At 63.7% G+C, this 20,907-nt stretch carries 23 protein-coding genes and 1 tRNA gene; 14 read left to right on the top strand and 10 right to left on the bottom strand.

What is annotated here, in order from left to right:
• Positions 1–92 precede the first annotated feature (92 nt).
• Complete coding sequence (gene gluQRS / locus A9K68_RS07505) at positions 93–968, bottom strand: tRNA glutamyl-Q(34) synthetase GluQRS (protein WP_065008475.1); 876 nt, start codon at positions 966–968, stop codon at positions 93–95.
• A 91-nt stretch (positions 969–1,059) separates the two neighbouring features.
• On the opposite strand from gluQRS, the gene A9K68_RS07510 reads away from it, so the two are divergent.
• Together A9K68_RS07510 and A9K68_RS07515 are read left to right on the top strand one after the other, a co-directional pair.
• Positions 1,060–1,701, top strand: a complete 642-nt coding sequence (locus A9K68_RS07510) for a DNA-3-methyladenine glycosylase (RefSeq protein WP_065008474.1) — start codon at positions 1,060–1,062, stop codon at positions 1,699–1,701.
• A 229-nt stretch (positions 1,702–1,930) separates the two neighbouring features.
• Entirely contained in the window at positions 1,931–2,488 is a 558-nt protein-coding gene (locus A9K68_RS07515; RefSeq protein ID WP_029348574.1) for an HNH endonuclease, read from the top strand.
• 154 nt (positions 2,489–2,642) lie between these two features.
• On the opposite strand, the gene A9K68_RS07520 is transcribed toward A9K68_RS07515, so the two are convergent.
• Complete coding sequence (locus A9K68_RS07520) at positions 2,643–3,161, bottom strand: disulfide bond formation protein B (protein ID WP_065008473.1); 519 nt, start codon at positions 3,159–3,161, stop codon at positions 2,643–2,645.
• A gap of 76 nt (positions 3,162–3,237) precedes the next feature.
• Positions 3,238–3,825 carry a YqaA family protein gene (locus A9K68_RS07525; RefSeq protein WP_065008472.1) on the bottom strand — a complete coding sequence of 196 codons (588 nt, stop codon included), beginning with the start codon at positions 3,823–3,825 and terminating at the stop codon, positions 3,238–3,240.
• A gap of 274 nt (positions 3,826–4,099) precedes the next feature.
• Between A9K68_RS07525 and A9K68_RS07530 the strand changes: the two genes are divergently transcribed.
• Positions 4,100–4,184: transfer RNA gene (locus tag A9K68_RS07530), tRNA-Leu, on the top strand.
• A gap of 139 nt (positions 4,185–4,323) precedes the next feature.
• Here A9K68_RS07530 and A9K68_RS07535 read toward each other — a convergent pair.
• The 4 genes from A9K68_RS07535 to secA form a co-directional block, all read right to left on the bottom strand.
• The gene (locus tag A9K68_RS07535) at positions 4,324–4,932 is read right to left on the bottom strand and encodes a hypothetical protein (RefSeq protein WP_065008545.1); all 609 of its coding nucleotides are present in this window, start codon (positions 4,930–4,932) and stop codon (positions 4,324–4,326) included.
• Between the two features lie 322 nt (positions 4,933–5,254).
• Positions 5,255–6,535, bottom strand: a complete 1,281-nt coding sequence (locus A9K68_RS07540; RefSeq protein WP_065008544.1) for a GNAT family N-acetyltransferase — start codon at positions 6,533–6,535, stop codon at positions 5,255–5,257.
• Positions 6,535–7,935, bottom strand: coding sequence for a lipopolysaccharide biosynthesis protein (locus A9K68_RS07545; protein ID WP_065008471.1), 1,401 nt, complete (start codon positions 7,933–7,935; stop codon positions 6,535–6,537). The genes A9K68_RS07540 and A9K68_RS07545 overlap by 1 nt, the downstream gene beginning before the upstream one ends.
• Positions 7,936–8,658: 723 nt before the next feature.
• Positions 8,659–11,391 (bottom strand): preprotein translocase subunit SecA, encoded by a 2,733-nt coding sequence (gene secA / locus A9K68_RS07550; RefSeq protein ID WP_065008470.1) that lies wholly within the window; start codon positions 11,389–11,391, stop codon positions 8,659–8,661.
• Positions 11,392–11,642: 251 nt separating this feature from the next.
• Here secA and A9K68_RS07555 point away from each other — a divergent pair, with 251 nt between their 5' ends.
• Entirely contained in the window at positions 11,643–12,575 is a 933-nt protein-coding gene (locus A9K68_RS07555) for a peptidylprolyl isomerase (RefSeq protein WP_065008469.1), read from the top strand.
• Between the two features lie 126 nt (positions 12,576–12,701).
• Here the strand turns inward: A9K68_RS07555 and A9K68_RS07560 are convergent, their stop codons facing one another.
• Entirely contained in the window at positions 12,702–13,364 is a 663-nt protein-coding gene (locus tag A9K68_RS07560; protein WP_082982389.1) for a TetR/AcrR family transcriptional regulator, read from the bottom strand.
• A gap of 109 nt (positions 13,365–13,473) precedes the next feature.
• Between A9K68_RS07560 and A9K68_RS07565 the strand changes: the two genes are divergently transcribed.
• The 6 genes from A9K68_RS07565 to A9K68_RS07590 all read left to right on the top strand — a co-directional run bounded on the left by A9K68_RS07565 (position 13,474) and on the right by A9K68_RS07590 (position 17,025).
• On the top strand, positions 13,474–13,704 hold the full coding sequence (locus tag A9K68_RS07565) for a hypothetical protein (RefSeq protein ID WP_065008468.1): 231 nt from the start codon (positions 13,474–13,476) through the stop codon (positions 13,702–13,704).
• Positions 13,705–13,823: 119 nt separating this feature from the next.
• Positions 13,824–15,065 carry a bifunctional glutamate N-acetyltransferase/amino-acid acetyltransferase ArgJ gene (gene argJ, locus A9K68_RS07570; RefSeq protein WP_065008467.1) on the top strand — a complete coding sequence of 414 codons (1,242 nt, stop codon included), beginning with the start codon at positions 13,824–13,826 and terminating at the stop codon, positions 15,063–15,065.
• Entirely contained in the window at positions 15,065–15,844 is a 780-nt protein-coding gene (locus tag A9K68_RS07575) for a GNAT family N-acetyltransferase (RefSeq protein WP_203546890.1), read from the top strand. The genes argJ and A9K68_RS07575 overlap by 1 nt, the downstream gene beginning before the upstream one ends.
• Entirely contained in the window at positions 15,841–16,263 is a 423-nt protein-coding gene (locus A9K68_RS07580; RefSeq protein ID WP_065008466.1) for a (deoxy)nucleoside triphosphate pyrophosphohydrolase, read from the top strand. The genes A9K68_RS07575 and A9K68_RS07580 overlap by 4 nt, the downstream gene beginning before the upstream one ends.
• A gap of 115 nt (positions 16,264–16,378) precedes the next feature.
• On the top strand, positions 16,379–16,747 hold the full coding sequence (locus A9K68_RS07585) for a hypothetical protein (protein ID WP_065008543.1): 369 nt from the start codon (positions 16,379–16,381) through the stop codon (positions 16,745–16,747).
• Between the two features lie 98 nt (positions 16,748–16,845).
• On the top strand, positions 16,846–17,025 hold the full coding sequence (locus tag A9K68_RS07590) for a Flp family type IVb pilin (RefSeq protein WP_065008465.1): 180 nt from the start codon (positions 16,846–16,848) through the stop codon (positions 17,023–17,025).
• A 35-nt stretch (positions 17,026–17,060) separates the two neighbouring features.
• Here the strand turns inward: A9K68_RS07590 and A9K68_RS07595 are convergent, their stop codons facing one another.
• Positions 17,061–17,933, bottom strand: a complete 873-nt coding sequence (locus A9K68_RS07595) for a methyltransferase domain-containing protein (RefSeq protein ID WP_065008464.1) — start codon at positions 17,931–17,933, stop codon at positions 17,061–17,063.
• Between the two features lie 53 nt (positions 17,934–17,986).
• On the opposite strand from A9K68_RS07595, the gene A9K68_RS07600 reads away from it, so the two are divergent.
• Genes A9K68_RS07600 through A9K68_RS07615 form a run of 4 tightly spaced genes read left to right on the top strand, consistent with a single transcriptional unit; the run spans position 17,987 to position 20,383 of the window.
• A complete protein-coding gene (locus tag A9K68_RS07600; protein ID WP_065008463.1) occupies positions 17,987–18,772 on the top strand; it encodes a ComF family protein in 786 nt (261 codons plus the stop codon).
• Between the two features lie 27 nt (positions 18,773–18,799).
• A complete protein-coding gene (gene grxC, locus A9K68_RS07605) occupies positions 18,800–19,069 on the top strand; it encodes a glutaredoxin 3 (protein WP_065008462.1) in 270 nt (89 codons plus the stop codon).
• Between the two features lie 10 nt (positions 19,070–19,079).
• Positions 19,080–19,961 (top strand): carbon-nitrogen hydrolase family protein, encoded by an 882-nt coding sequence (locus tag A9K68_RS07610; RefSeq protein WP_082982397.1) that lies wholly within the window; start codon positions 19,080–19,082, stop codon positions 19,959–19,961.
• Positions 19,958–20,383, top strand: a complete 426-nt coding sequence (locus A9K68_RS07615; RefSeq protein WP_065008460.1) for a DUF1178 family protein — start codon at positions 19,958–19,960, stop codon at positions 20,381–20,383. Before A9K68_RS07610 ends, A9K68_RS07615 begins: the two co-directional genes overlap by 4 nt.
• A 4-nt stretch (positions 20,384–20,387) precedes the next feature.
• Here A9K68_RS07615 and A9K68_RS07620 read toward each other — a convergent pair whose 3' ends face one another.
• Entirely contained in the window at positions 20,388–20,873 is a 486-nt protein-coding gene (locus tag A9K68_RS07620; RefSeq protein WP_065008459.1) for a MarR family transcriptional regulator, read from the bottom strand.
• Between the last annotated feature and the right edge of the window lie 34 nt (positions 20,874–20,907).

Genomic DNA, 20,907 nt, shown 5'->3' on the forward strand with positions numbered 1-20,907 from the left:
GCGGTTCAACCTAGCAAGCAAAACCAAACGGTTGATCCATAGGCTCATCCGAATTGAAGGGTGCGCTCATATTTGCGGTCGTATGCGCCGATCTAGAACCCAATCAGCCGCCTGACGTCGGCCGGCGATGCGCCGGCCTCGCGCAAGGCGGCAAGGCCGGTATCCCGAAGACTCTTCGACAGCTTTCGTCCGTCCGGGCCGAGGACGAGACGATGGTGGAAGTAGCTTGGTTGCGGCAGGCCAAGGATCTCCTGGAGCAGGCGCTGCACGCCGGTGGCGGAATAGAGGTCCTGGCCGCGCACGACATGGCTGACGCCCTGCAGCGCGTCGTCGACGACGACGGCGAGATGATAGCTGGTCGGGATTTCACGGCGCGCCACGATCACGTCGCCCCAGTCCTGCGGCCGAGCGTGCACCGTGCGTGTTGCGGAAAGCCGCTCATCCGAAAATTCCAGCCATGACAGGTCCGTCCCGACGCGCGCCATCGCAGCATCGACGTCGAGCCGCCAGGCGAAAGGCGCATTTTCGGCAATCCGACGCTGGCGTTCCCTCATCGGCATTACCTTGTCGACGGCGGGATAGAGCGGCACGCCGTCCGGGTCGCGCGGCCAGTCGCGCCCGCGCTTTTCGCTGGCGGCAATGAAGGCGCGGATTTCGCCACGGCTCATGAAGGCCGAGTAGACGAGCTCTTCCCTGATCAGCCGGTCGAGCACCGCCTGATAGTCCGCGAAATGATCCGACTGACGGCGCACCGGTTCTTCCCAGCCAAGCCCGAGCCATTTCAGATCGCGAAAAATGCCGGCCTCGAATTCCGGCGTGCAGCGCGTCGTGTCGATGTCCTCGATGCGCAGCAACAGGCGCCCGCCGGTTGCCCACGCCAATTTTTGATTGAGCAGCGCCGAATAGGCATGGCCGAGATGCAGTTCGCCATTCGGGCTCGGTGCGAAGCGGAATGTCAGGAGTGTCATCGTTCGGCGGCAATCGGGTTGTGCGGCGCTTTCGCCAGTTGCTACTTTGCGCCTGATTACATCTGCCATTTTGCGCCGGGAACAAGCAGACATGCAACGTATCGCCACGCTCGACGACATCTCGCGAGGGCTCGATGCGCTTTGCCTGCTCGACCCGCGTCTTGAAAAGGTGCGCGGCATGGCCGGCGAGGTGCCGCTTCGGCTTTCCGAGCCGGGGTTCAGAAGCCTTGCCTCGATCATCGTCTCGCAGCAGGTTTCCCGCGCCAGCGCCGACGCCATCTTCGGGCGGCTGACGAAACTGGTGGATCCGCTGACGCCGCAAGCGATCCTTGCGGCCGACGAAGCCATGTTTCGCGAGGCCGGACTGTCGCGGCCGAAGCAGCGCGGCCTGATCGCCGTGGCCCAGGCGGTGGTCGACGGCCTCGACCTCGATCATCTCTGCTTGCTCGATGCCGCGGAGGCGATCATGGCGATGACCAAGGTGTCGGGCATCGGCCCGTGGACGGCGGAAGTCTATCTTTTGTTCGCCGCCGGCCACCCCGATGTCTTCCCGGCACACGACGTTGCCCTGCAGAGCGCGGTCGGCCACGCGCTCGGCATCGACCCGCGTCCGCCCGAGAAAACACTGATCCAACTCGCCGAATCATGGAGTCCATGGCGAGGTGTCGCATCGCGGCTTTTCTGGGCCTATTATCGCGAATTGAAGGGCAGGGACGCCGCGCCTCCGGCCTGAATTCGCAAAAAAGCATTGAAATCAGGCGCTTTTGGCGTGGCGTTTGATCGACAAGCCGCTTCACATCCCTGTCATGTCGGGCTTACAGTATCCGCGCCGACAGGTTGCAGCGCCGCGCATCCAGTTGGATGCGCAATGACTCTGTAGGACTTTTGAAGCTGCGCATGATCCTTTCTGAAAATCTGATCCGATTTTCGGGGTCATGCGCTGAACCAAGGAGGTCAATGACGTGACGGTTGCCGTATCTCCGGATGGGCTTCCAGCACTTGTGCTGAACGCGGATTACCGTCCGCTCAGCTATTACCCCCTGTCGCTCTGGTCTTGGCAGGACGCCATCAAGGCGGTGTTCCTCGAGCGGGTGAACATCGTCGCCGAATACGAGCACGCCGTGTCGTCGCCGACCTTCTCGATGAAGCTGCCGAGCGTCGTCAGCCTGAAGGCCTATGTGAAGCCATCGCGGCATCCGGCCTTCACCCGCTTCAATGTCTTCCTGCGCGACCGTTTCCAGTGCCAGTATTGTGGCACGCCGGAGGATCTGACCTTCGACCATGTCGTTCCCCGCCATCGCGGCGGCGCGACGACGTGGGAGAATGTCGTCGCCGCCTGCTCGCCGTGCAATCTGAGGAAGGGCGGCATGATGCCGGCGCACGCCAAGATGTGGCCGTTGCAGAAGCCCTATCAGCCGACGGTGCATGATCTGCACAACAATGGCCGCCTGTTCCCGCCCAACCATTTGCATGAAAGCTGGATGGATTATCTGTACTGGGATGTCGAACTCGAACCTTGAGATCGTCCGATAATTCGGGAGGCTGGCCGTCTGAAGCGATTGTCTGCGCTTCCGATGCTCACGGACCCAAATGTCCGCTGCGCTTCGGTTCTCGACAATCACTCCATACGACTCAGCCTGCCGAATTCTTGGACGATCTCGCGCCGCGCTAGATTCAATCGCGCGCAAACGCACCACGGAAGGCGACCACGGCCAGGACAAAGCTGGCGATGGCGTTCCAGCCGGCCAGCGACAGGCCGAGGATGCGCACAGCCGCCTTGTCGCAGGAGGGCGGGACGAATTGGTCGAGCGCGTCGAGCACGCCCTTGCCGCCGGTGTCCACCGGTCCTGCCGCCGCCGCACAATCGGTCGGCCCCGGCCACCACGCCCATTCGACGCCGGAATGATAGACGCCGAGATAGACGCCGTAGGCCATCAGCAGGCCGCCGACGGCCAGCAGGCCGCGTGTCAGCCAAGTAGGCCAGCGCAGCGCCGACGACAGCACCGCCAGCAGCATCAGCGGCACGCCGATGTAGTAGGGGGTGCGCTGCTCCAGGCAGAGCTTGCACGGGATGTAGCCGCCCAGGTGCTGGAAGGCCAGCGCCGAGCCGACGGTGGCGGCCATGGCGACGGCGAGAAACACAGCCGTCCGCATACGCTGGCGTCGAGTGTCGGCATTCACGGTCGCTGTCATCGATCTACCGTCCATTCCCGTCAGAGCAAAGGATGGGTCAATTTGAACATCCTTGCTCTAGCCTGGGCTTCTCATACTAGAAGGCGTATTTGACGACGATATAGAGCGAAATCAGGGCAGCGGCGGCGGCGCCTGCGATCATGCCAAGGCGCTTTTCGATGAACTCGCGGATCGGTTCGCCATAGCGGCGCAGCAGCCAGGCCAGGAACAGGAAACGGGCGCCGCGCGCCACGATGGCCAGCACGATGAACAGCAGCAAAGGCGTTCCGATGACGCCGGACAGGATCGTCACCACCTTGATCGGCGGCAGATGGGCAAGGCCGGAGGTGATCAGCATCAGGATGATGAAGCCGGTGCCCGTCGAGACGCGCAGCGACTCGAAGTCGTCATACTTGCCGTAGAATTCGAGGATCGGCCGCGCCACCGTGTCGTAGGCATAGTGGCCGATATACCAGCCGGCGATGCCGCCCAGAACGGAGGCCAGCGTGGCGACCAGCGCGTAGCGATAGGCGCGATCCGGCCGCGACAGCGCCATCGGCAGGTAGAGCACATCGGCCGGCACCAGGAACACCGAGCTTTCGACGAAAGCGATGAAGGCCAGCCACCATTCGGCGGATTTCTTTGCCGCCAGCGACAAGGTCCAGTCGTAAAGTCCGCGAAGCATCGGCACTCCTAATGCACGTCGCCCAAAATGCGCAGCGGTTTTGGGATAACAATGCATAAAAACAAAGACCAAAAAGCGCGCCACATGAATCTCTCGAGACGCGACGCGCTTCAATGCGCTGCCTGTCTAGAAAGATTTTTCGCGCCGCACAATGGCCGTAGCTTCACGAAATCGGAAGGCTGGAGTTGAGCGAAGGCCGCATGTCAGGAATTGGCCAGTTGACGAACAGGCCTCCAACCGTATAGTCCGCGCCCATCCAGGCCGCCCGGCCTGAGCCCCTATGGCGGAATTGGTAGACGCGCTCGACTCAAAATCGAGTTCCGCAAGGAGTGCTGGTTCGATCCCGGCTAGGGGCACCATTTTCCACCCGAGACGTCTTGGAAGCTCGGCGGGATGTGTCCCGGGAGCATCCTGGGATAATCACAATCGAGGCCGGTCCTTCCTGACAACGTGGCCGGTCCTTCCTGATTAGATCGGACTCGGTAGCTCAGGTCGCCATCACATCGGCCCCGGGACCATCTTCGTCGGCTGCTCCGGCATCGGAAACGCGTAATTGTCGCATTTCACGTCAGGGTTTGTCGGACTGAACATTCCGAGCGGGTTGTCCTTGAACAGCCAGGCGTGAAGATCGTAGTGGTAGAACTCCGTCGGAATAAGCGGATAATGCCCCTCCATCGGCCCCTGGAACGTCTGTCCAAAGAGTTTCGGCGGCTCCTTGGTGTCGGGCGTCAGCGGAACAAGCCATTCCACGGCCACTAGGCGCAAGCCGCCGTCGACTGGCTCATAGATAAGGACATTGGGGCGCGTCGGATCTGGTGTCGGGCTGACGCTTGCGACGTTGACGAAATGAATGCCCATCGCGCCCTTAGGGTAATCCATAGCGCCAGCCACTTTTTCGCCGCTGTAATAAACGCATCCGACCGTCGACAGATAGAGGTCGCGAATGGCGGCCTTGTAGTCTTCGTACTTGGATAGCGATTTTTTCAGGGCATCGATCTCGGCCTTGTCGGGCTCGGCGGCCTGACCTGCAGCCGCAGTCAGGCAGGCGCCGATGAGGCCAGTCAAAGCGAGAATGCTGCGGCGCCTGAAGTAATTTGTTTTCGTCATGCATTCCTCCCAGATTTTTTTGTTCTGGCCGTGCAAGGCGGCAATGATGCTGGTTGCGCGGCCGAGATTATCGCCGATGCTAATCCTTTCCGCTGGTCGGGAGAATTAACCCTCATGACCTAGGCCCCTCGACACAGTGATTGGACAGGTCGGGCCGATCGGCCGAACGTCCACAGTCCCTTTCTGCGGCGAATCGCAAACCTTCGAGATTGGCCGAAACACCCCCTCCCTTCGTCATCCCAGGGTCTCCGCTACGTCGCTTCGCTCCTGCTCCGCCCTGGGATGACGAAGGCTCGGCCTGCCGGTTTCGCGACCACCCAGCCTACCGCCGTCCCAGCAAGCTCTTCATCCGGTTGTGCAGCAGGCGCGCCATGTTGCGGGTTTCGCGGTAGAGGTGAAGCTGCGACGCCGCCTGGCGGGCGAGGCGGTCGGCGTCCGGCGTCAGGCCGATGACCAGGGTGCCGATCGGCTTGCGCTCCGTCCACAACCGGCTCATCACCGGATGGTCGGGCACGGCGCAGGAATCGGTCATCATGATGTTGGGGTCGTCGAGGTGCTGCCTGGTCACCTCGATCATCAGCAGCGTGCCCGGCGAATAGGCGGCGAGCGTCTCGTCATAGGCCGTCTTCCAGGTGTAGGCGACGCCGGCCTCGACGAAGACGATCAGGCTGGCGATGGTGCGGTCGTCGAGCGTCAGCGAATGGATGCGGCACAGATCCTGTTCAGCCAGCCGGTGCACGGCCTCGCGGGCGAAGGCGGCGCGGTAGCGGTCGATGGCCATGGCGGTGCGCTCGCGGCCTTTCCAGCCTGCTGCTTCCAGCGTCAGGAAGCGTTCAATGGCATGGCGGATATTTGCCGGTCCGCGCGCCACGACATGCTCCAGCCTGCCGAGGTCGGCGAGGCGGCGCTTCAGGCGGCGGAACTCGCGATAGTGGTGCGAGCGCAGCGAGGCCTTCAGATATGCTTCGCCGTCGAGCCCGCTTTCGAGCATCGGGCGTTCGGCCTTGCCGGTGGTGACCAGCGTCAGGCCACGCGTCTCGGCGACGGTGGCCAGCAGGCTGGCCACCGGGCCGTCGAGCCGGATGTCGGGCAGGACGAAGACCTTCGGCAATTTGAGATGCGGCCGCGACAGCATCGCGAAGAAATCCTCGATGACGCCGACGGGATCGTCGTGGTCGACCAGCGGCGTGCCAATCGGGCCGAACGGGCTCGACCATGTGCGCATGACCGGGACGCCGAGCGGCACGCCCGGCCGCTCCACCGACAACGGCACCAGCAAGCGCAGCCGGTTGCGGTATTCGCCACCGTCGCGGATGACCGCCAGCCGCACCTCGCGGTCTTCCAGCCGCGGCATGGCGGGCGCCAGGAAGCGCGGATTGAAGAAGACGTTGGGCTCGATCGTGCGGGTGCAGAGATAGTCGAGTTCCTCGACCAGATCGAAGCCGGCGGAAGCCGGGTAGACGGCCAGTTTGCGCTCGGGCCGGTCGTTGGCCAAGAGCTCGATATGGGCGGGGTCGGCTTCGCGGGCGAGCCCGGCGAGGCCGGACACCATGGCGCCGGCCGGGCCGCCGCTGGTTTCCTCGAGCAACGGGATGGCAGCCATCATGCGGCTCCTTCGGCGGCTACGAAAATGGCCATGACGATGCCGAGCTTGCGCCACACCGTGAAGGACAGCGCGCCGGCCTCGAAGATCATCGCGAAGGCGGTGGCCATCGCCGCGCCCCACAGGCCGAAAAGCGGGATCAGCACCAGATTGAGGCCGATGTTGAAGGCCAGCGTCATGGCGTAGACGGCGGCGCAGATGTTCTGGTTGCCGCTCATTGTGAGCAGGCTTTCGCAGGGGCCGACGGCGGCGCGGGCGACGACGCCGAAGACCAGCAGGAACAACAGCGGATAGCCGGCAACGAATTCGGCGCCGAACAAGCTCAGCATCGGCTCGCCCAGCACCAGCACCAGCAGCGCCATCGCCAGCGACGGCCAGAACGTCCACGACACCGTTTCGCGGGCGAAGGCGGCGAGCTTTTCCGGCTCGCCATGGGTGAACTGCGCGTAGCGCTGGGCGACGCCCGCCTTGACCGCGAAATAGACGAAATGCACCAGCGCCAGCGTTTTCACGGTGGCGAAATAGACGGCGACGTCGTCGGGCTTCATATAGGCGCCGACCATCAGCACGTCGGCATTGGTGAGCAGGAAGAAGAAGCCTTCGACCAGGAAGATCGGCAGCGACACGAGGAACCATTGCGCGAAATGCACCTTCTTCGGCCCGGCCGGGATATTCCTGTCCATCCGCGCCGTGACGCCGATGAGCTGGCCGAGCGTGGTGGCCTGGGCGGCGGCGATCGAGGCGAAGATCGCGGTCCTGGCGTCGGGCGCAAAGCCGACCAGAAGCATCAGCGCCATCAGCGCCAGGATCAGCACCGGCCGCACCAGATAGGTCGGCGCCAGCGCAAACAGCGCCCATGAGTTGGCCCGCGCCAGCCCCTGCAGCAGGTCGGACATGGCGATCATCGGCATGCAGATCAGGCCGAGGATGAACGGCACGACATAATAGTTTTCGATAAAGGGCGAGAGCAGCCAGACGCCGAGCGCGCCCAGACCGGCGATCGCCGTCGAGGCAACCAGCACGAACAGGCGGCTGGTCAGCACGATGCCGCGCAGTTCGGCCAGCATGTTGCGCTCCCGGTATTCGGGAATAAAACGGATGACCGAGGTGTGGAAGCCGAGGCAGGCGAGGTTGCCGACGATGACCATCGTCACCCAGACGAGGACGAAGATGCCGTATTCGAACGAGCCCATCCAGCGCGCCATCAGCACCTGGCTGACGAAGGCGATGACGGCGCTGACGATGCGGATGGAGAAGGCGATCAGCGACATGCGGCCGGCTTCGCCGCGCTCGTCGGCGGTGAACAGCACGGCATCGATGCGACCAAGCAGCGGCTTTACGCGCAGCGCAAGGCGCTGCGGCAAGAACCGCCCGGCTGTTGTCGCCGCGGAAAAGCGCACCCACAACTCTCCGTTTTCCGCCTCTTTTCTGGGTCTGGGTCTAATGAAAACACATTAAGAAACGGTTGGGTTGGGGGCGCCCTTGGGGGAAGGTGGCCGAGCTAAGCTCAACCGGACGAGGGGGCCACTTGGCGCCGACGGCGATCCGTCAAATACCCCAACCGTCTTGGCGCTACGCGCCAATCCACCTTCTACAAGGTGACAAGGAGAGGCGACACCGATGCCTCGTCGCCGGGTAGCGGGTTATCTTGAAATAAGCGAGAGCGCCGACTCTTCCACCGATCCACAATCGTAAGGACCGTCTTTGCTGCGGTCAGCGAGTGGCCTATCAAACTCAACCCAATATACGAGCTTCTCTCCATCGAGAAACGGCTCAAACCGCCACGCCATCGATCCAGTCGCCGGTAAGGCTCGTAACGTAGTCGGGTGCGGCTCGAACCGTGCCAGTGCCCATTAACCCCAACCATAGGAATTGGTGATAAGCACTCGGTCGCCGTCAGAGAATTTTGCCACTACTTCACCTGCTTTTGGTAGGGACCGCGTGCCGCCGGCTTTAGCGCCTTCGCCGCGCGTGATAGCGGAGCGCCGGCGGGACAGCGCCCCCCTCTGGCCGCCTGATATCTCCCCCTCAGGTGGGGAGATCAGCTCATCGCGAGCGCCGGCGCTGCCCTCATCCGCCTGCCGGCACCTTCTCCCGGTAAAGTGAACGGGGAGAAGGAAAGCTTACGCAAACGCCCCGTGGCAGTGCTTGTACTTCTTGCCCGAACCGCACGGGCAGGCTTCGTTGCGGCCGACCTTGCCCCAGGTCGCGGGGTTGTTCGGGTCGCGGTTTTCGGGGGCGACGATGGCATTGGCCTCCTGGCGGACCAGAAGCCCGGTCTCGCCGCCGTTAAAATCGTCCTCGCCGGTGGTGCCGTCGAGATGGCTGCCGAACATGTCGGGCGCCTCGGGCGGCGGGGCTTCAGCAGCCTGGCGGACCAGCTCGACGCGCATCAATTGCGCGGTGACGGCCTGGCGCAGATTGCCGAGCATCGCCTGGAACAGCTCGAACGCCTCGCCCTTGTATTCCTGCAGCGGGTCGCGCTGGGCATAGCCGCGGAAGCCGACGACCGAGCGCAGATGATCGAGGTTGACGATGTGCTCGCGCCACAGATGGTCGAGCGTCTGCAGCACCACTGAGCGCTCGACATAGGTCATCACGTCGGGGCCGAAGCGCTCGGCACGCTCTTTCGCGGCAGTCTCGGCGGCCTGGCTGATGCGCTCGCGGATGTCGTCCTCGGCAATGCCCTCTTCCTTGACCCAGTCCTCGATCGGCAGGTCGAGATTGAGGAATTCGGCCACCTCGGCCTTGAGGCCGGCGACGTTCCACTGCTCGGCATAAGCGTTTTCGGGAATGGCCTTGGCGACGATCTCCTCGATGACGCCCTCGCGCATCTCGGCGATGGTCTCGGACAGGCCTTCACCGTCCATCAGCTCGAGGCGCTGCTCGAACACCACCTTGCGCTGATCGTTGGAGACGTCGTCATATTTCAGCAGGTTCTTGCGAATGTCGAAATTGCGCGCCTCGACCTTCTTCTGCGCTTTTTCCAGCGCCTTGTTGATCCAGGGGTGGATGATCGCCTCGTCTTCCTTTAGGCCGAGCTTCTGCAGCATGCCGTCCATGCGCTCGGAGCCGAAGATGCGCATCAGATCGTCCTGCAGCGACAGGAAGAATTTTGAGCGGCCGGGATCGCCCTGGCGGCCTGAGCGTCCGCGCAACTGGTTGTCGATGCGGCGCGACTCGTGGCGTTCGGTGGCGAGCACGTAGAGGCCGCCGGCGGCCAGCGCCTTTTCCTTCAGCCGGGCGACGTCGTCGCGGATCGCCTTTTCCCTGGCTTCGCGCTCGGGGCCTTCAGGCATATCGCCAAGCTCCTCGGCGATGCGCATGTCAGCGTTGCCGCCGAGCTGGATGTCGGTGCCGCGGCCGGCCATGTTGGTGGCGATGGTGATGGCGCCGGGTTTTCCGGCCTGGGCAACGATCGCCGCCTCACGCTCGTGGTGGCGGGCGTTCAGCACCTCGAAATCCGTAAAACCTTCCTTGCGCAGACGCGCGGCCAGCTGCTCGGATTTCTCGATCGAGGTGGTGCCGACCAGCGTTGGCTGGCCTTTTTCGCGCGCTTCCTTGATCTCCTTGACGATCGCCTTGTACTTCTCCTCGACGGTCCGGTAGACCTCGTCGTCCTCGTCGACACGGACCACCGGCAGATTGGTCGGGATCTCGGTGACTTCGAGGCCGTAGATATTGCCGAACTCCTCGGCCTCGGTCAGCGCTGTGCCGGTCATGCCGGCGAGCTTCTTGTAGAGGCGGAAATAGTTCTGGAAGGTGACCGAGGCGAGCGTCTGGTTCTCCGGCTGGATCGCCACATGCTCCTTGGCCTCGAGCGCCTGGTGCAGGCCTTCCGAATAGCGGCGGCCCGGCATCATGCGGCCGGTGAATTCGTCGATGATGACGATCTCGCCGTTGCGCACGATATAGTCCTTGTCCTTCTGGAACAGCTGGTGCGCCTTCAGGGCATTGTTGACGTGGTGGACGATGGCGACGTTCTCGACGTCGTAGAGCGACTCGCCCTTGAGCAGGCCGGCGTCGCGCAGAAGGTTTTCCAGCCTTTCGGTGCCCTCCTCGGTGAAGATCGAGGTCTTCTGCTTCTCATCGATCTCGTAGTCGGCCGGCTCGAGCTTCAGCATGAAGGCATCGATGGTGTTGTACATTTCCGAACGGTCCTCGAGCGGACCGGAAATGATCAGCGGCGTGCGCGCCTCGTCGACCAGGATGGAATCGACCTCGTCGACGATCGCGTAGCTGTGGCCGCGCTGCACCATCTGGGCGCGCTCGAATTTCATGTTGTCGCGCAGATAGTCGAAGCCGAGCTCGTTGTTGGTGGCGTAGGTGACGTCGGCGGCGTAGGCAGCATGGCGTTCCTCGTCGGACAGGCCATGAACGATGACGCCGACGGTAAGGCCGAGGAATTTGTAGACGCGGCCCATCCATTCGGAGTCGCGTTTGGCAAGATAGTCGTTGACGGTGACGACATGGACGCCCTTGCCGGCGAGCGCGTTGAGATAGACCGGCAACGTGGCGACCAGCGTCTTGCCCTCGCCGGTGCGCATCTCGGCGATGCCGCCATTGTGCAGCACCATGCCGCCGATCAGCTGGACGTCGAACGGGCGCATGCCGAGCACGCGGCGCGCCGCCTCGCGCACGGTGGCGAAGGCCGGCACCAGGAGATCATCGAGGCTGGCGCCGTTGGCGACGTCCTGGCGGAATTTTTCCGTGCGGGCCGCCAGCTCGGCGTCGGAGAGCGCCCGCATCTCGTTTTCCATAGCATTGATCGCTTCGACGCGCGGGCGGGTCGACTTGACCCGACGATCGTTGGAGGAGCCGAAAACCTTACGGGCGAGACCGCCAAAACTGACCATTCAATGGTCCTTTCGATAGTATTCCAAGTCGTTGCGACGGGTGCCGACGGCCCCATCAAATCCACGTGAAACGCGGACAAACGCAAAAAGCGCCCGGAAAACGGTTCTGGACGCAAAGTCGTTGGACAGATAAGAGGGGGCTCAATCGATGTCAACGGCGCGCTCGCCCTGTGGACCGTGCCAAATTCCGCCACAATCCGGCTGGTCTGGAAGCCATCCCGCTCTAGCTATCCCCCATTGGAGTCAAACGTATGTCCTCATTGTTCCGCCGCGCGTCGCTCGCCAGCCTAGGCCTGGCATTCGGGCTGTCGGCTCTGTCGCTGTCGCCGCTGATGGCGCAGGACACCGCCCCCGCCCAACCAGCCCCGGCCCAACCGGCCGCCCCCGCCCAACCGGCCGCGCCGGTCGATCCGAACGCCGTGGTCGCCACGATCAACGGCCAGACGCTGACCGAGGCAGACCTTGCCCTTGCCGAAGGCGAGCTGTCGCAGCAGTTCGCGCAGATGCCGCCCGAACAGCGCCGCGCCGCAGCACTTTCGGCGGCGATCGAGATCAAGGTCATGGCTGCCCAGGCGGTCACCACCGGCCTCGACAAGGATCCCGACTTCCAGCGCCGCATGGCATTCCTGCAGCAGCGCGCCCTGCATGGCGAAATGGTCGAGAAGGATGTCATCGGCAAGGTCACCGATGCCGAAATTCGCGCCCGCTACGACCAGGAAATCGCCAACACGCCGCCGACCAATGAGGTGCATGCCCGTCACATCCTCGTGAAGACGAAGGAAGAGGCCGATACGATCATCAAGCAGCTCGACGGCGGCGCCGATTTCCAGAAACTCGCCAACGAGCACACCAGCGATCCGAGCGGCAAGACCAGCGGCGGCGATCTCGGCTGGTTCGGACCCGGCCAGATGGTGCCGGAGTTCGACAAGGCGGTCTTCGCGCTGGCGGTGGGCAAATACACCGAGCAGCCGGTGCAGTCGCAGTTCGGCTGGCACGTCATCCAGGTCGAGGACAAGCGCGCCAAGCAGCCGCCGGCCTTCGACCAGGTCAAGGACCAGGCCCGCCAGGCGGTTATCCGCGACAAGTACATCGCTCTGGTCAAGTCGCTGCGCGCCGAGGCCAAGGTCGAGATCCCGGACGAGAAGCTGAAGAAGACGGTCGACGCGCTGGAAAACACCAAGTAGGCCAGCCCGCCACCGCAGATGATGGAGACGATCAATCGTTGGCGCCGGCGCCGCCCCCGATAATTGTGCCTCTGATGGTCTCCATCACGACAGGGCGTGGGTTTTGCTCTGCCGCCCCTGTCGCTTCTACCTGGTGGTGCGACCGATGACGCGTCGACGCCTCCGCCGGACCGCCGCGGCGTTGACCGAGCCGGCATCGTCGGCGGCTATGCCCTTCAACACATAGCCAACCGCCCTGCGCAGCGTCGCTTCGTCTTCGTCGAGGCGATTGGTCAAAAGATGCGTCCAGGCAAAGGAGGCGACCAGGTCGGCGACGAGCGTGGAATCGACGTCGGCCGCCACTTCGCCTCTTGCCTTGGCGCGTTCGATCATCTGGGCGGTATGGGCATGGCGTCCTTTCGTGTATTCGACAAGCACGGCGGCTACGGTCGCATCCGACTGCGCCTCGGCGATCAGCGATCTGAAGACGCTGCCTGAGGACGTTTCATGCCAGTGCGAGAACAGGTTCTTCAGGAAGCCGACGAGATCATCCTCGAGGTTTCCGGTATCGGGGTTGTCGACGCGCTTTAGCCGCTGATAGACGTCGAAGAGCAAAGCGGCCTTGCTCGGCCACCAGCGATAGATCGTAGGCTTTCCAGCACGCGCCCGCCGCGCCACCGCTTCGATCGAGAAGCCGGAATAACCGGCCTCGACCAGCACCGCCTCGGCGGCGTCGAGAATGGCGTCGGCGCTGTCGGGGTTGCGCCGCGCGCCAATTGATTTGCGGGCCTGATCTGCGTCCTCACCCATCTGCTGTTTTCCTTATCGGCAAGTTTCCTCAGCATGCATATACGAGCTCTTGACGAAACGGAACGGCCCGTTTTATATAACGGAACGTTTCGTAACGATAAGGAGACCAATGACCTCGACCGCCGCCCGCTTCTCGCGCCTCCGCTTTGCGCTGCTGGTGCTTGCCGGCGTCTATCCGCTGATCACCGCCATTCTCTATGTCGTGTTCCCGCTGACCGAACAGTGGGAGATCTGGCAGCGCACGCTGGTCATCGCCCCGCTAATGGTCGCGATCATGATCTGGGGGCTCATTCCCGGCGTGCAGAAGATGTTCCGGAGGTTCCTCAATCCCGCCCAATGACGCAAGCGTGCTGCCGGCAGTTTGGTGTCGTCCGCAACGGTCGGGAAAACGCCCTTGCACCGGCGCCCGCTATCGGGCAAACCGGCGTTCCCCTTGCGATTTTCCCGCCCGAGGTCTTCATGTCAGCCACCATTTCGCCGCTCGCGCCGAAGAAATATCCTGAAATGCCTGACATCGAGGGCGTCCGCATCGCCACCGCCGAGGCCGGGATAAAGTACAAGAACCGCACCGACCTGCTGACCATGGTCTTCGATGCCGGCACCACGGTCGCCGGCGTGTTCACCAAGTCGAAATGCCCGTCGGCGCCGGTCGATTTCTGCCGGCAGAATCTCGGGCAGGGCAAGGCGCGCGTGCTGGTCGTCAATTCCGGCAATGCCAATGCCTTCACTGGCAGCAAGGGCCGAGCCTCTACGGCAATGACCAGCGAGGCTGCAGCCAAGGCTGCGGGCTGCACACCGGACGAGGTGTTTCTGGCCTCGACCGGCGTCATCGGCGAGCCGCTGGCTGCCGGCAAGTTCAGCCATCTGCTCGCCGGACTGGTCAAGGACGGCAGGCCGGACCTGTGGACCGAAGCCGCCAAGGCGATCATGACCACGGACACCTATCCGAAACTGGCGACCGCGACGGTAAAACTCGGCGACGCCGACGTCACCATCAACGGTATTGCCAAGGGCGCCGGCATGATCGCGCCCGACATGGCGACGATGCTCTCCTTCATCGCCACCGATGCGCCGATCGCAGCCCCCGTGCTGCAGGATCTTTTGTCACGCGGCACGGCCAAGACCTTCAATGCGGTCACCGTCGACGGCGACACCTCGACCAGCGACACGCTGCTGATGTTCGCCACCGGCACCGCATCCAGGCGCGGCGCGCCTGACATCACCGATGCCGGGGATGCGCGCCTCGGCGCCTTCCGCCGCGCGCTCGGCAAGGTGCTGAAATCGCTGGCGCTGCAAGTGGTGCGCGACGGCGAGGGCGCCCGCAAGCAGGTGGAGGTCACCGTCACCGGCGCGAAATCGGCCCGCTCGGCCAAGCGCATCGCGCTGTCGATCGCCAATTCGCCGCTGGTCAAGACGGCGGTCGCCGGCGAGGATGCCAATTGGGGTCGCGTCGTCATGGCCATCGGCAAGGCCGGCGAACCGGCCGACCGCGACCTTCTGTCGATCTGGTTCGGCGATATCAGGCTGGCGCATGAGGGCGAGCGCGACGCCGCCTACTCCGAAGAGGCGACATCGGCCTACATGAAGCGCGACGAGATCCGTATCCGTGCCGATATCGGCATCGGCCGCGGCAAGGCGACGGTGTGGACTTGCGACCTCACCAAGGAGTATGTCGCCATCAACGGCGATTATCGGAGCTGATGGCGTTGGTTTCCAGACATCCGGCAAGCGTGCTTGCCATCGTGCGCCGCTACGAGGCGGCCGGCTTTCGCGCCTGGCCGGCGGCGGCGGTCCATTATGACGGCACCTGGGTTGTGCGGCTGACGGCGGGTCATCCGGCCAAGCGGCTGAATTCGGTCAATCCGCTCGATCCGGGCGACATCCAGCACATCGCCGAGCGCATCGGCCGCGCCAGCCGCCGCTTCGACGCCTATGGCCGGCCGCTGACCTTCCGCATATCGCCGCTGTCGGGGCCGGTCCTTTCCAAACATCTCAACAGCGAAGGCTGGAGCACATTCGACGAATCGCTGGTCATGCGGCTGCCGCTTGCAGACGCCCAGCTCGATGCCGCCATGGACCAGATTCCGCTGAAGGACATCAGCCGCTTCATCGGCGCGTCGCTCAAGGTAAGCGGCTCGGATGTGTCGTTGCGGCCGGGCCTGTCGGAGATCATCGGCGCCATCCAGCCGGAAGCCGGGCTGTTCGCGCTCGAAAAGGGCACCGAACCGCTGGCGACGCTGATCTGCGTCCATGATGGCGATCTTGCCGGGCTGTTCGAGATCGCCACCGACAGATCGGTACGCAACCAGGGCCATGGCCGCCACCTCATCCTGTCGGCGCTGAAATGGGCCCGGCTGCGCGGCGCCCGGGAAGCCTGGCTGCAGGTCGAGGCCGACAATGCGCCGGCGCTGGCGCTTTATCGTTCGCTCGGGTTCGACGAAGTCTATCGTTACCATTATCGCCGGCCGCCCGGCGCATGACCGGCCCGAACCCTCTCGGCAAGCGCCTGCTCCTGGTCGCAGCCTGCGCGCTGGTCGATAGCGACGGCCGCGTGCTGCTGGCGCAGCGGCCGGAAGGCAAGCAGCTCGCCGGCCTGTGGGAGTTTCCGGGCGGCAAAGTCGAGCCCGGCGAGACGCCGGAAGAATGCCTCATCCGGGAGTTGTACGAGGAGATCGGCATCGAAACCGATATTCCCTGCCTGGCGCCGTTCACCTTCGCCAGCCATTCCTACGATGATTTTCACCTGCTGATGCCACTGTTCGTCTGCCGTCGCTTCCGCGGCATCGCGCAGCCGAAGGAAGGGCAGGTGCTGAAATGGGTGCGGCCGCGCCAAATGCGCGATTTTCCGATGCCGCCGGCCGACGCGCCGCTGATCCAGTTCCTCATCGATCTTCTGTGATTGTGCCGTCACTGCCCGAGTTAGACAGCGTTAATGGAAGATTTATCTCGCTGTGGAAAATTGAGGCGTGGACATTGAAGGGAAGGCCGTGTTCAGGCCTTCGGAGGGCGGTTGCATGAGCCTCGACAGGGAATGGGATTCGATCCGACCCGACCGCAGCTTCGCTGTCCATGCCGGCATGGGCATTTTGCGGATCACGCTGCTATTCGGCTCGGCCGTCGTGGCGCTGGCCTTGATCGCGACGCCCTTCCTCGACAGCCGGACGCGATTGCAGACCGCCCGCGACCATTTTGCCGGCGGCCTCGATGGAATGAGCACAGGATCGATTGGGAGCCCAGGGTCGGTGGGGAGCACAGGCTCGATTGGAAACACGGGCTCGATCGGCCATCGTGGGACCTACACGCTGCGCAGGAGCGTGCTGCAGCCGCTGCCCAGTTCGGTCTGCGTGATACGCGACAATGGCAAGCGCAGCGGCGATTGCTGAGATGGTTTAGAGCAGCCGTTTCACCGCCTGTTAAGCCTTTGCCATTAACCTTTCTTAACAGGTCGGCGCTAGGGTTTCGGCAAGCGGGATCGACGGCCATGAAAATATTGCTGCAACGTTTTTTGGAAGACGAGACCGGCGCGACGGCCATCGAATATGGGCTGATCGTGACCGTGCTGTCGCTTACCATCATAGGCGGCATCGGTCAGGCGGCTGACGCATTGGCGTGGCTGTTCAGCGACAATTCCAGCAGGCTTGTGAACGCTTTCGCGCAGTGATCGCGACCGGCCACCAGCATCCGACAGAAATCCGGTCAACGCCCGCCGGGATTTTCCAGTATCGTCTTCAGCGATATTTTCGCCGAGCCCGGCTTCAGCGGTTTTTGCTGCGAGGCGTCGGGCGCCCAGCCTGACATCCAGACGATCGGAAAACTCGCCCTGATGCGACCATCGGCATCCGAAAACCGCTCGGCGTAGATTTCGGCGACGCGGGCAAACAGCCTTCGTGTGCCCGGTCGCCTGCTGCGGTCGATGAGCGCGCTGGTCTCGCCCATCGCCCGCAGGTCCGCCATCAGGCCGAACAGCGAATCGTAGCGCACCGTCACCGTCTCGACATCGGCGACGGGCAGGGCCATGCCGGCGCGTTGCAAAAGCGCGCCGGCGTCGCGCACATCGGTGAACGGGATGACGCGCGGGCTGGCGCCGCCGTAAAGTTCGGTCTCGGCGGCGAGCAGGCTTTCGCGCAGCTCGGAAAGCGTACCGGCGCCGGCAAAAGCGCCGAGGAACAGACCATCCGGCTTCAGGGCACGGCGGAGCTGCACCAGCATGCCGGGAATGTCGTTCATTGCCTGAAGGGACAAAAGAGACACGGCGAGGTCGAGGCTTTCTGGCTCGAACGGCACGGTCTCCAGCGGCGCCACCAGTCCGGCGGCATCGCCCAGGAACATAGCGTCCGCCTCCACGCGTATGATGTCCGTAACCTTGCCGCTTGCCGCGAGCACGTCGACCGCCACCGGCGTCTGGCAAAACAGCACGGCCGCTCTGTCGAATTTGCGCTCGACGGCGCCCAGCCGTTCGGCAAGCTCCTCGGTCGCCCGCCGCATCAGGAAATCCGCGCCGGCAGTCGGTCGGGCAAGCGCCCGGCGCTTGTGCGCCAGCCAGAGAGAAGTGTCCACTATAGGTTGCAACTGACGGTTCCTGGTTTCCGCTGTCTGATATAGGGTGGCGGGGGAGCAACCACGTGGCCGATCCAATGCCAGATATCAAGAGTATCGCTCGAAAGGCATTGGACTGGCCGGCGGGCATCCTGTTTCCGCCGGTTTGCGCCGGCTGCCGACGGCATGTCTCGCAGCCCGGCGTGCTGTGCGGCGCCTGCTGGCCGAAGCTCAGGTTCCTGGAGCGGCCATGGTGCCCGGTGATGGGCACGCCGTTCATCCATCACATGGGCGAGGGGTTCCTGTCGGCCGAGGCGATCGCCGACCCGCCGCCGTTCGAGCGCGCGCGGGCCGCGGTCGCTTACTCCGGTGTCGCCCGCGAGATGGTGCAAGGGTTGAAATACCAGGATCGCACCGACCTGGCGCCGTGGATGGCGCGCTGGATGCTGCGCGCCGGTGCCGAACTGATCGCGGAAGCCGATGTGGTCGTGCCGGTGCCTCTGCACTGGCGGCGTTTTTTCAGGCGCCAGTTCAACCAGTCGGCGGAACTGGCAAGGGCGGTATCGCAACTTGGCGGCCTGCCTTTTGCGCCCTCCGCGGTCAGGCGCGTCAAACTCACCCGCCAGCAGGTCGGGCTGGAGCGGCGGGAACGCGAGGAGAATGTGCGTGCCGCATTCAGAGTGTCTGAGGAGGCCGAGATCGAGATCGCCGGCCGCCGGGTGCTCTTGATCGACGATGTCTATACCACCGGCGCCACTGTCCGCGCGGTCGCCAAGGCGCTGAAGAAGGGCGGTGCCGGGACCGTCGACGTGCTGACCTTTGCGCGCGTGCTGCCGGGGGACTTTCGGGCCGACGAATCCGCGACTATATAGATTGAAGAAAGGCAGGATTGCTGACCGATGGTCGACGTGACGATCTATACACGGATGATGTGCGGCTATTGCGTGGCGGCCAAGCGGCTGCTCGAGCGCAAGGGCGTTGCCTACACCGAGCACGACGCCTCCTTCTCGCCGGAACTGCGCCGGGAAATGATTTCCCGCGCGAATGGCCGCTCGACCTTTCCGCAGATATTCATCGGCGATACGCATGTCGGCGGCTGCGACGATCTCCATGAACTGGAGGCAGAGGGCCGGCTGGACAGTCTGCTCGCCAATGGCTCGACGAATTGAGGACATGACGATGGGTGCTTTCAAGGCGGCGGCGATCCAGATGCGTTCGGGCACCAGCCCCGAGCGCAACGCGGCCGATCTGGAGCGGCTGGTGTGCGAGGCGGCGGGTCTCGGCGCGACCTATATCCAGTCACCGGAAATGACCGGTGCGCTGGTCCGTGACAGCCAAGCGCGGGCCGCCTCCTTCACCTCCGAGGACAAGGACATCATCGTCTCGACTTCGCGGAAGCTGGCGAAAGATCTTGGGATCTTCCTGCATATCGGCTCGACCGCCATCCTGCGTGCCGACGGCAAGCTCGCCAATCGCGCGTTTCTGTTCGGGCCGGACGGCGCGACGATTGCCACCTACGACAAGATCCACATGTTCGACGTCGATCTCGACAATGGCGAAAGCTGGCGCGAATCCGCCGCCTACGAGCCGGGCACCCAGGCCGTCGTCACGGAGATCAGCGGCGCCGGGATTGATGGTGCGAGGCTGGGTTTCGCCGTCTGCTACGATCTGCGCTTTCCGCAGCTCTTCCGCGCCGAGGCGCTGGCCGGCGCCGACCTGCTTTCGGTGCCCGCCGCCTTCACCCGCCAGACCGGCGAGGCGCACTGGCATGTGCTACTGCGGGCGCGCGCCATCGAGAACGGCGCCTATGTCGTTGCCGCGGCGCAAGGCGGACTGCACGAGGACGGCCGCGAGACCTATGGCCATTCGCTGGTCGTCGATCCCTGGGGCCGCATCGTCGCCGAAGCGGCACATGACGAACCGGCGGTGATCATCGGTGAGATCGACCCAGCGCAGTCGGCCGCCGCGCGCAAGAAGATCCCAAACCTGAAGAATGCGCGGGATTTTGCCGTAAACGGCGGACAGGCTGAGGCACTGCCACTCAGGGGTGCGGCATCTTGATCCGGTTTTCTCTGATCTGCGAGCACGAGCACGAATTCGAGGGCTGGTTTCGCAGCAACGACGATTTCGACACCCAGAAGAAGCGTGGCTTCGTCGATTGCCCGACCTGCGGCTCGCACAAGGTCGAGAAGGCGTTGATGGCGCCGGCCGTCTCCACCGGTCGCAAGCAGGAGAAGATCGCACTAGCCATGGGCGAGGCCCAGAAGCAGGCGTTGGCGCAATTGAAGGCGATGGCCGAGAAGGTGCGCGAGAACGCCGACTATGTCGGCGACAAGTTTGCCGAGGAAGCGCGCAAGATCCATTTCGGCGAGAGCGATCCGCGCGGCATCTATGGCGAGGCGACGCTAGAGGAGGCGAAGAGTCTGGCCGAGGAAGGCGTTGAATTCATGCCGATTCCAAGCTTCCCGGACGAGCGGAACTGACAGGCTAGCTGACGCTCCCTATCAATTTCCCCAGCAGGCGAGCAAGCGTCTCTTGTTCGGTGCGCGTCAGACCGGAAAGTATCTCGTGCTCGTTGGCGACGTGGGCGGTGACCGCCTCATCGACCAATGCGAGACCTTTTCCGGTCAACTGCACGACGATCCCGCGCCGATCGTTGGGGTGCGGACCGCGCAGGATCAAGCCGGCCTTCTGCAGCCGATCGAGCCGGTTGGTCATGGCGCCCGACGTCACCATCGTCGCTTCGTAGAGGGCAGTTGGCGTCAGCGCGTAAGGCGATCCGGAACGGCGCAGCGTCGCCAGCACATCGAATTCCCCGGATAGCAGTCCGAAACGGGCAAACAGCGGAGCGAGGCGCTCTCGTGCAATCAGCGACGAGGCTTCGTTCAACCGTCCAAGCACGGCCATCGGAGAAACATCCAGATCCGGCCGTTCTTTTTTCCACTGCTCGATGGCTTTCGCGGCGCGATCCATCTATCTCACCTAAATATCTTGACGTTAAGAATCT

This window comes from Mesorhizobium sp. AA22 (genome assembly GCF_001672375.2).
Taxonomy (GTDB): domain Bacteria; phylum Pseudomonadota; class Alphaproteobacteria; order Rhizobiales; family Rhizobiaceae; genus Mesorhizobium; species Mesorhizobium wenxiniae.

Bases quoted from the DNA above. Each gene is read 5' to 3' on its own strand.
- A9K68_RS07520 (WP_065008473.1), bottom strand. From the start codon at position 3,161: ATGACAGCGACCGTGAATGCCGACACTCGACGCCAGCGTATGCGGACG.
- A9K68_RS07540 (WP_065008544.1), bottom strand. From the start codon at position 6,535: ATGGCTGCCATCCCGTTGCTCGAGGAAACCAGCGGCGGCCCGGCCGGC.
- grxC (WP_065008462.1), top strand. From the start codon at position 18,800: ATGGTCGACGTGACGATCTATACACGGATGATGTGCGGCTATTGCGTG.
- A9K68_RS07590 (WP_065008465.1), top strand. From the start codon at position 16,846: ATGAAAATATTGCTGCAACGTTTTTTGGAAGACGAGACCGGCGCGACG.
- gluQRS (WP_065008475.1), bottom strand. From the start codon at position 968: ATGACACTCCTGACATTCCGCTTCGCACCGAGCCCGAATGGCGAACTG.
- A9K68_RS07585 (WP_065008543.1), top strand. From the start codon at position 16,379: ATGAGCCTCGACAGGGAATGGGATTCGATCCGACCCGACCGCAGCTTC.
- secA (WP_065008470.1), bottom strand. From the start codon at position 11,391: ATGGTCAGTTTTGGCGGTCTCGCCCGTAAGGTTTTCGGCTCCTCCAAC.
- A9K68_RS07575 (WP_203546890.1), top strand. From the start codon at position 15,065: ATGGCGTTGGTTTCCAGACATCCGGCAAGCGTGCTTGCCATCGTGCGC.
- A9K68_RS07580 (WP_065008466.1), top strand. From the start codon at position 15,841: ATGACCGGCCCGAACCCTCTCGGCAAGCGCCTGCTCCTGGTCGCAGCC.
- A9K68_RS07555 (WP_065008469.1), top strand. From the start codon at position 11,643: ATGTCCTCATTGTTCCGCCGCGCGTCGCTCGCCAGCCTAGGCCTGGCA.
- A9K68_RS07610 (WP_082982397.1), top strand. From the start codon at position 19,080: ATGGGTGCTTTCAAGGCGGCGGCGATCCAGATGCGTTCGGGCACCAGC.
- A9K68_RS07565 (WP_065008468.1), top strand. From the start codon at position 13,474: ATGACCTCGACCGCCGCCCGCTTCTCGCGCCTCCGCTTTGCGCTGCTG.
- A9K68_RS07560 (WP_082982389.1), bottom strand. From the start codon at position 13,364: ATGGGTGAGGACGCAGATCAGGCCCGCAAATCAATTGGCGCGCGGCGC.
- A9K68_RS07525 (WP_065008472.1), bottom strand. From the start codon at position 3,825: ATGCTTCGCGGACTTTACGACTGGACCTTGTCGCTGGCGGCAAAGAAA.
- A9K68_RS07535 (WP_065008545.1), bottom strand. From the start codon at position 4,932: ATGACGAAAACAAATTACTTCAGGCGCCGCAGCATTCTCGCTTTGACT.
- A9K68_RS07510 (WP_065008474.1), top strand. From the start codon at position 1,060: ATGCAACGTATCGCCACGCTCGACGACATCTCGCGAGGGCTCGATGCG.
- A9K68_RS07620 (WP_065008459.1), bottom strand. From the start codon at position 20,873: ATGGATCGCGCCGCGAAAGCCATCGAGCAGTGGAAAAAAGAACGGCCG.
- argJ (WP_065008467.1), top strand. From the start codon at position 13,824: ATGTCAGCCACCATTTCGCCGCTCGCGCCGAAGAAATATCCTGAAATG.